5 protein-coding genes are annotated in these 9,135 nt (G+C 47.8%); 4 read left to right on the top strand and 1 reads right to left on the bottom strand.

The features are described from left to right. Positions 1–1,312 precede the first annotated feature (1,312 nt). Both Q0413_RS04810 and Q0413_RS04805 read left to right on the top strand, forming a co-directional pair. Complete coding sequence (locus Q0413_RS04810) at positions 1,313–2,473, top strand: FtsW/RodA/SpoVE family cell cycle protein (protein ID WP_298987815.1); 1,161 nt, start codon at positions 1,313–1,315, stop codon at positions 2,471–2,473. Between the two features lie 138 nt (positions 2,474–2,611). Next, entirely contained in the window at positions 2,612–3,625 is a 1,014-nt protein-coding gene (locus tag Q0413_RS04805; RefSeq protein WP_298987813.1) for a UDP-N-acetylglucosamine--N-acetylmuramyl-(pentapeptide) pyrophosphoryl-undecaprenol N-acetylglucosamine transferase, read from the top strand. Between the two features lie 229 nt (positions 3,626–3,854). Here the strand turns inward: Q0413_RS04805 and Q0413_RS04800 are convergent, their stop codons facing one another. Then, complete coding sequence (locus Q0413_RS04800; protein ID WP_298987810.1) at positions 3,855–4,766, bottom strand: hypothetical protein; 912 nt, start codon at positions 4,764–4,766, stop codon at positions 3,855–3,857. Positions 4,767–5,114: 348 nt separating this feature from the next. Here Q0413_RS04800 and htpG point away from each other — a divergent pair, with 348 nt between their 5' ends. Together htpG and Q0413_RS04790 are read left to right on the top strand one after the other, a co-directional pair. Next, positions 5,115–6,956 carry a molecular chaperone HtpG gene (gene htpG / locus Q0413_RS04795; protein ID WP_298987809.1) on the top strand — a complete coding sequence of 614 codons (1,842 nt, stop codon included), beginning with the start codon at positions 5,115–5,117 and terminating at the stop codon, positions 6,954–6,956. A 435-nt stretch (positions 6,957–7,391) separates the two neighbouring features. Then, entirely contained in the window at positions 7,392–8,783 is a 1,392-nt protein-coding gene (locus tag Q0413_RS04790) for an OprD family outer membrane porin (RefSeq protein ID WP_298987807.1), read from the top strand. The last annotated feature ends 352 nt before the right edge of the window (positions 8,784–9,135 follow it).

Raw genomic sequence — 9,135 nt, 5'->3', positions numbered from 1 at the left:
GCATGCTCGCTGTCTAAATTTATAAGGCGCAGTTTAATGTGCGCTGTGTTCTTGGCGTTAAATTTTAATCGCGGCGTGAAATTTTAAGGCGCGAGTGGAGCGAAAAAGGCACAGGATTTAAAATTTAAAAATTTGAACTAAAGAATTTTACGATTTTAAATTTTATAAATTTACAAAGACCAGCAGAATTTAAAATTTTAAAATTTCGCTTTTTTAGGGCTTTGGAATTTTGAAATTTTAAAATTTGCCGCAACGGACCTGAATTTTAAATCACGCCGCGCCGACATGAAACGTCTTGCGACTGCGCAAGTGGAAGAAGTTGCTGCAGACTGGCTTGCCCGCGCGCGAGTACATTGGCGGAAAGATTTCATACTTTGAAGGTCGATGCGCAGAGTACTGAGGTTGTCGTTCACAGCGGCTGATTTCCAGTGCGAGTACCCGTGTCACACGCCAAAAGCCGATAGATCGTGAACGGCGCGACAAAGCTGTTTGGCGCGCGGTGTTTTGTGCGGGTTATAATTCGCAGTGCGGCTGCATGCGGTATGTTTTGCGATACGAATGTGCTTACATGCTCTGCGGCGTAAAATTTTGAATGGAATTTGTTTAGCTGCGCGTATAAATTTAATAAATTTGCGCCGTAGCGGCGAATAAATTTAAAACGAAATTTCGTACCGCCTGCGGTACAAGCGCGTTTTTGTAGCCAAGTTGCATTTTTCAGTATGGCTGTATTGTGTAAGATGCAGCACGTTTACGCCGCCGCGCGTTGAAAATCTATTGGCACGCGAGCGCGTCGTTTACAATGATGTTGCGGCGCAAAATTTTGCAACTATCGCGTGCTAAAAGTCGCCGCGATACGCCTGCTAGAGTAAAATGCACCCGCCTGTGTATTAAAGATAGTGCGAGGTTGCGCTCTACGGCCGGCAGCGCGTGTCGAAAGGCTGCGCGATACGCGAGAGTAAAATGCACGCTTAAAAAGCGGCGTGGATTGCGCTTCGCGGCGCTCTATCCGTAGCGTGCGTCGAAAGTCGTCGCGATATGTTAGAATAGAGCGTAGGCAATACGCGTCTTACGGGATAACGAGAGATCGTACCTTGTTGCGCACTATCCCGTAGTGTGCGCCATAAAGCCGCCTATGTGCGAGAAAAATAATGCGTGCCGCACGCTAAAGATGCACGATCGCATTGCGCGCCAAAAGGCGGTGCCACGATCGGCGCCGTGCGCCGCGGGCGCGATGCGAGGTTTGAGCCTCGCGCGGCAGACGAAGCGTGCACGGCGCGCGTAAATGCGAATAAATTTTAAAACGGAGAGATGATTGAGAACCGATAAATGGCTATATTACTTCACCTGCGCGCTCATTACGATCGGCATGATATTTTCGCTGTCGCTGAGCTCGTATACGGTGCTTCTGCTGGGCGCTACACCACTGCATTTTTTTTATCGTCAGTGCGCGGTAGGGATCGCCTGCATCGCGGTGATGTGGATCGTCTCGCGCGCCGATCCCGATAAATGCCTAACGCCGGTGTGCATGTCGCTTTTTGCGATAATGGGGATTTTGATGCTCGCGATGGGCTTTTTGCCCAAATCCCTGGTCGCCGACGTAAACGGCGCAGCGCGCTGGATCAGACTGCCGTTTTTTAACCTCGCGCCGGTGGAATTTTTCAAGGTGGGCTTCATCTACTTTTTGGCGTGGAGCTTCTCGCGCAAGCTCGATCACTCCAAAAAAAGCATCGGGCGCGAGATCGCGACGCTGCTTCCTTACGTAGCGCTTTTCGGCTTCGTGGTGATCCTGGTCGCCATCGTGCAAAATGATCTGGGGCAGGTCGCGGTGCTGGGGCTTACGATGATTTTTATGTCGCTTTTCGCGGGTACGAGTTTTAAGCTCATCGGCTTTAGCTTTATGGGGATTTTGGGGCTTGCTTATGTTTTTATCGTCACGAGCGCGCACAGGGTCGATCGCGTGCGCTCGTGGTGGGGTGGCGTGCAGGATTTCGTGCTGTCGTTTATGTCGCCCGAAACAGCCGCCGGGCTGCGTATAGAGGACGCTAGCGCGCCGTATCAGGTCGGACACTCGCTAAATGCGATAAGCAACGGCGAGTTTTTCGGGCAGGGGCTTGGGCTTGGAAGCTTTAAGCTAGGATATCTGAGCGAGGTGCATACCGACTTCGTGCTCGCAGGTATAGCCGAGGAGTGGGGGTTCGTCGGGATTTTGCTTATCGTGGCGCTATTTTATGCGATGCTATTTCGCATCTTTCAGACCGCGAGCAAGTCGCCGAGTAACGTAAATTTCCTCTTCTGCCTGGGTATCGGCTTTATGTTTTTCTTTTCGTTTATCATCAACTCCTACGGCATCACGTCGATCTCGCCGGTCAAGGGCATCGCCGTGCCGTTTCTGAGCTACGGCGGCAGCCATCTGCTCGCGGCGTCGTTTGCGGTGGGGCTCGTTTTGATGGCGTCGAAAAGGGCGAAATTTTAAAGCTTCTGCGGGCTTTGGAGCGAGTACGATTTAAATTTAGGCGTAAATTTAGAGGCGAATTTTGCGTTTGAAATTCTGCGCCGAAGCGCGTCGAGGCTCAAATTTAGGGGCGAAATTTTATAAATTTAAAGGAAAAGTATGGTCATAGCAATCAGCGGCGGCGGCACCGGCGGGCATCTGATAATCGCTAAAAATTTAGCCGCCCATCTTGCGAAGCAGGGCATCGAGGCGATCTTTATCGGCTCAAACCGCGGGCAGGATCGCGCGTGGTTTGAAAACAGCGAGCTTTTTGCGCGCACCTATTTTCTGCAAAGCTCGGGCGTCGTCGATAAAAAGGGCCTTGCCAAGCTAGCCTCGCTGCTAAATATCCTGCACCTCTCGCTTGCGGCGCGCAAAATTTTAAAGCAAAACGGCGTCCGCGCGCTCATCAGCGTGGGCGGATACAGCTCGGCGCCCGCATCCATCGCGGCGATCCTTTCTCGTGTGCCGTTTTTTATCCACGAGCAAAATGCCGTCTGCGGGCGGCTCAACCGCCTGCTAAAGCCCTTTGCTCGCGCGTTTTACAGCTCCTATGAAAAGCCCGCGTTTGCTTATCCGATCGCGGATATTTTTTTCGAGACGGCGCGGCCGCGCACGGCGCTTAAGACGGTCATCTTTTTGGGTGGCTCGCAGGGAGCGAGCTTTATCAATTCGCTTGCCGTGGGGCTTGCGCCTAAGCTTTTGGGTCTCGGCTACGGCGTGATCCATCAGTGCGGCGAGCGCGAGTTTGAGCGCATCTCGCAGATCTACGCGCAGCAGGGCCTTGACGTACAGCTCGTGGGCTTTTGCAAAAACATGCACGAGCTTATCGCTAGCGCCGATCTTTGCGTCGGACGCAGCGGCGCCAGCACGCTGTGGGAGCTCTGCGCAAACGGCCTGCCCGCGATATTTGTGCCGTTTCCGTTCGCAGCGGCGGATCATCAGTTTTATAACGCGAAATTTCTTAAAGAGCGCGGGCTTTGCGAAATTTTACGCCAGCAGGACGCAAGCGGCGAGCGGATTTTGGGCTTGATTCAGAGCTTCGACGTGGCGCGCGCGAGCAAAGGACTGCTTGAGCTTGCGGATCGAAACGGCGCACAAGCGATCATTGGCGACGTAATGAGTAAAATTTAAAAGCGCGCCGGATAGCATGAGTTTGCGTAAATTTGAGACGACCTCTGCGCGAGGTTTTAAGTTTATAAACCGATTGAATTTTACTTTTTGCGTTTGTGTAAATTTGACGCGGCGCTTGGGTTTGAGCAAAAATTTAAAATTTGTATGCTTGCTGAGCAAAGGACATCTTTTGATTTGCGCAAATTTAAACTCGCAAACGCAATGCGCAAAAGTGCATTGAGCCGTAAAATTATCTGCGCCTAAAGCTGATTATCGCATCGTCGTTTTCTTGTTGATATTTTTCAAACAGAGCCTGATATCTTTGCGATTTTGCCGGATCATTTGAATAAATTCCTACTAGAAAATAGCATGCCTCCGCAAATCGCAACTCACACGATCGCTCAAAGTATCGCGTACCCGTTTCTTTGTCATCGTCGTCAAAATACGCGACGTAACCGAACATAAAGCAGCCTTCGCCATTGCCGAGCTTGCATGCTTTTTTGTACAGTTTTCTGCCCTTTTGCGAATCTCTATCCTCGTAGCCTGCGAGTCTCGTGCAGCTTTCGCCGCCGTTAAGCTCGTAGCAGCCTTTTTTAAGCAGATCTTTGGCGCCTTCTTGCGAAATTTCACCATTTAGTAGCAGAAGGCTCGAAAGCACGGCGCAGGCATCGCCGTCTTCGCCGTCGCAATCTTCGCGAAATCTTACAGGATTTTTCATTTTTAAAGTGCCGTCTTTGGTGCGAATAGAAATTTCTTTAGGATTTTTATTTGCGTCTTCGTTTGCTTGATTGATAGGAATTTGGGTTTCGTTCAAAATTTCTGTGCGGAAAGGCGCTTTTATCGCTATAAAAACCGCGACTATATATACGATGATGAGAGGGAGTATTTTCAGCGTAGAGCGATTTTTGTGCGGAGTGTGGAGATCTGCGTCTTTGATCGATTGCCTATCCATTAAAGTAGTGACGGAGGGCTTAGGGCTCGGTTTTTGGCTTAAATTTGTAGCCGAACCTGCGTCTGATTTTTCGGCTAAATTTACAGCGACGTCCATATTTAGATCCGTATTAGCATCCGTCTCGCAGACATTTTCATTTGGGCTTTTTAAATTTTTGCTCCGCTTTTCTCTAAGCTCATTTATGCGTTGTATGATTTCTTCGTTATTCAAATGAAATCCTTTTTGCTCGATAAATTTTGTTTTAATTAAACATCCGTTTTTATCATCAAAACCGCATCGAAACCAGGCGGATTATATCATCTTATTTTGAAATTTTCAAAAAAAAACTACGACTAAAAAGAATTCGCAAATTTAGCGTAGATGCACCGTTAAATTCGGATCGGTTATCGCTGTATAATCCACAGTCGGGTTTAAATTTCATATACTTCGGGCGTGCACGTATAATGCGCGTAAATTTCCAAAACTTGATAGTATTCATATCAAGTTTATTTATTCTTCTCTTGACAAGATTAGCACTCCATGATATAATCTGCCAAAATTTTCAAAAAGGACCGTATAATGGCAAAGAAAAAATTTAAGACCGAAGTGAATGATCTGCTAAATTTGATGATCCATTCGCTTTATTCAAACAAGGAGATTTTCCTGCGCGAGCTGATCTCAAACGCAAGCGACGCGCTGGATAAATTAAACTACTTAAGCCTTACGAACGACGATTATAAGGCGCTTTCGTATGTGCCGCGCATCGATATAAAGATCGACAAAGAGGCCAAAACGCTAAGCATCGGCGACAACGGCATCGGTATGGACGAGGCCGAGCTCGAGAGCAATCTAGGCACTATCGCGCGCAGCGGCACGAAGGGCTTTATGGCGAGCCTTAGCGGCGATGCAGCGAAGGACAGCAACCTCATCGGGCAGTTCGGCGTCGGGTTTTATTCGGCATTTATGGTTGCAGATCGTATCGATGTTATCAGCCGCAAGCCGCTCTCGCAGGACGCCTTTAAATGGAGCAGCGACGCGAGCAACTACATGGTTGAAAAGGCGGAAAAAGAGGACTTCGGCACGACGATAATCCTGCATATGAAAGATGAGGAGTTTTTGGACGAATATAGGCTGGAAGGCATCATCAAAAAATACTCCAACCACATCCCCTATCCGATCTTTATGGATAAAGAAGAATACGTGCCTGCGCAAAAAGAGGGCGAGCAGGGGCATAGCGAAATCAAAAACGTCCAGATCAACCGCGCGAGCGCGCTTTGGCAGCTGCCAAAAAGCAGCCTAAAGTCTGGCGATTACAATGAATTTTATAAGCAGATCAGCCACGATAGCGGCGATCCACTGTTTTATATCCACACAAAGGCCGAAGGCACGCATGAGTACACGACGCTTTTTTATGTGCCGAGTAGCGAGCCCTTCGATCTATACCGCGTCGATTATCAAAGCGGCGTGAAGCTCTACGTCAAGCGCGTTTTCATCACCGACGACGCCAAAGAGCTGCTACCTAGCTATCTGCGCTTCGTGCGCGGCATAATGGACGTCGAGGATCTGCCGCTAAACGTAAGCCGCGAAATTTTACAAGAAAACCGAATTCTAGCCTACGTTCGCGAGCAGAGTGTGAAAAAAATTCTATCCGAGCTGCAGAAGCTTTTGCAGAACGATCGCGAAAAATACATAAAATTTTATGAATTATTCGGCAAGGTTTTGAAAGAGGGGCTTTACGGCTTCGGCGCAAACAAAGAGGAAATTTTAAAGCTTTGTCTTTTCAAATCAAACCTGCGAGACGGGCTCATCACGCTTAGCGAGTATAAGGAAAAAATGGGCGCGGAGCAAAAAGAGATCTATTATATCGCGGGAAACAGCGCCGCGATGCTTAAAAGCTCGCCTCTGATCGAGAAATTTAACGCCGAGGGCACGGAGGTACTGCTCTGCGACGATGAGATCGATACGATCGTGATGCCGGGCGTTTTTGAGTTTGATAAGACGCCGGTTAAAAATGCGACTTCGATCAAGCAAGAAGCTGCAAGCGACTACGCCGCGACGCCGCAAGCCAAAGAGATCGCCGCGAAGATCAAAGAAATTTTAGGCGAACGCGTCAAGGACGTTAAAATTTCATCGCGTCTAAGCGGCTCGCTTTCCTGTCTTGTTTTTGACGAGAACGATCCCGATTTTGCGACGCAGCAGCTGCTTAAACAGATGGGAAACCGCAATCTGCCGCCAATAAAGCCGATTTTGGAGATCAACGCCGATCACGAGATCATCAAAAAGCTGCAGGCCGATAAACTGATGCTGCCGCAAGTAGCCGAGATAATCTACGATCTGGCGCGCCTTAGCGAGGGGCAGGAGCTGGAAAATCCGAGCGGGTTTATCAAAAACGTAAACGAGCTGATCGCAAAGGCTCTGTAGATTATCTAAATTTAGGGCTTCGATCCGCTAGCAAAATTCCGCGCGGCTGCATATATCTATGTAGCCGCGTTTTAAATTTAAAGATAAATTTCGGAGGCAAACTTCACGAGCTTTTTAAATTTTAAAATTTAAAAGCGGCGAAATTTCACCCTTTGATTTCAGTAAAATTCTATCCGGAGGCTCGGTTTGACGTTTTGAAAATTTTAAGGTTTCGATCGCTTTTATCCGCGAGTCGAGGTCGGGGCGCAAGCCGAAAATATTCGCCAAAGCATGAAATCATAAATCGGGCTATAAATTCCGCCACTCATTAATTTAATCTTTACAAAGTTGCGTAATTTTATTTTTAATTTCCCCCTTTTTTATCGCAAACAGCGAGATTGTTTGATATAATTCATTTTATAAATATTTGTAAATCTTTATGAAAGGAGATTACGAATGAAACTCATCAAACTAAGTTTAGCTGCGGCGGTTTGCGCATGTGCGGTATCCTCGCTAAGCGCGGCGGATAGCGTAGCCGAGGCGATCACTAACGGTAAGCTTGGCGGAACGGTAAAGACTACTTACGCCAGTAAAACCGTAGACAATAGAGGCGAAGCCGCTACGGGCGATAACGACTACGAGGCATTCGGCGTGGGTCTTGAGCTCGGATATGTCACCGATCCTCTTTACGGCTTTAGAATAGGGCTTACCGGACAGGGCTGGTTGATGCCGTATCACGTAGGCTCAAGCAATAAGACCGCCTACGATAAGGAGTGGTATACTAAAGGTGCGGTATTATCGGAATTATACCTAGGATACGGCATAGGAAATACCGATATAAAGGCGGGTAGACAATATGTCGTTACTCCGCTCGTTGCTGGCAACTATACGAGGGCGTTTAAAGAGGCTTTCGAGGGCGTGGCGATATCTAACAAAGATATCCCCGATACTACATTGTGGGGCGGATGGTTTTATAAATTCCAAGGAAGGAGCAAAACCGCTATGGGCGCTCCGGCAGGCGAAGGAAAGGCTCCTTTGTTTAAAGATAGGGTGATTCTGGGTAATATGACCGGTCCGGTCGCCGTAAAATTTGAAAATATCTTCTCCGCATATGTTCAAAACAAATCCTTGCCTTATACTACTTTAACCGGCGCTTACGCAGCGGTAACGGACGTAAAACCTGCTAACGCGTTAAAAGACGGCGACGTTAACCTGTATCTTGCCGAGGCAAATGTAAAAGTGCCGGTAGGCGAGGTTTTGAAGCTGGGATTTGATCTTAACTACAAAGGCTCGCGCGTAGACGGAGGGCTGGAGCCAAGAAGGCTTGACGGCGATATGTTCGGCGCAAGAGTCTCGGTTAGCGAGTTTTTCGGATTCGGCCTATCGTATGCCTATACGACCGTTAGCGATGATGATGCCGTTATTTTAGGCGTCGGCAACGGCCCGGGATCATACACCGCTCTGCCTATTAGAGGTCCGTTCGTATTCACAGGATACGCTGGTATGGATACGCACAAGGTCGTGTTTGATTACAACTTCGGCGCTATTGGCCTAGATGGCTTCAAAACCGCGCTACACTACGTAAAAGGCGATCAAGACAGAGTAGGCGGCACGAATAATATCAATGCTAGCGGGGCTGCGGGCCAAAAGGTCGGCACCAGCATGGACGTAGAGGGCTGGGCGGTAACGGCAAACTACGCTCCTAAGGCCGTTAAGGGGCTAAGCTTGGGCGTAACCTACACTGCGCTTGAGAGAAGCGACCACTACGCTAGCGGCGTAAATAGAAAGTTCGACGAGAACGAGATATGGTTGCAGGCTGCGTATAAATTTGATCTAAGCGGCGACTAAAATTTTAAAGAGCGGAGTATTTCCGCTCTTTCTCATTTGCATTATTTTGCCTTGTATATGACGCAAAAAAGGGCGTTAAACCCGAAAAATTTATTCTTTCCCATCATGCATTATCAAACGGACTTGCGCTTGATAAATGTTTCATCCAAACCTCCTAAATTTAAACATGGCTTTTAAAATTTAATGCAGCAAGGGTGAAATTTAGACGATAAATTTAAACGATATATTCGGCGAAATTTTATGGAGATGAAATTTAAATTTACCCAATCCGCTCTGCGAAATTTTAAAATTTCAAAGCTTAGCTATTTAAATTTAACGCAGCTATTTAATCTAGTAAAATTTCAGCAGCATT

The organism is uncultured Campylobacter sp., from assembly GCF_938045465.1.
In the GTDB taxonomy this organism is placed as follows: domain Bacteria; phylum Campylobacterota; class Campylobacteria; order Campylobacterales; family Campylobacteraceae; genus Campylobacter_B.
The sequence above is the reverse complement of the archived record's forward strand: the minus strand, read 5'-3'. Positions and strand labels throughout refer to the sequence as shown.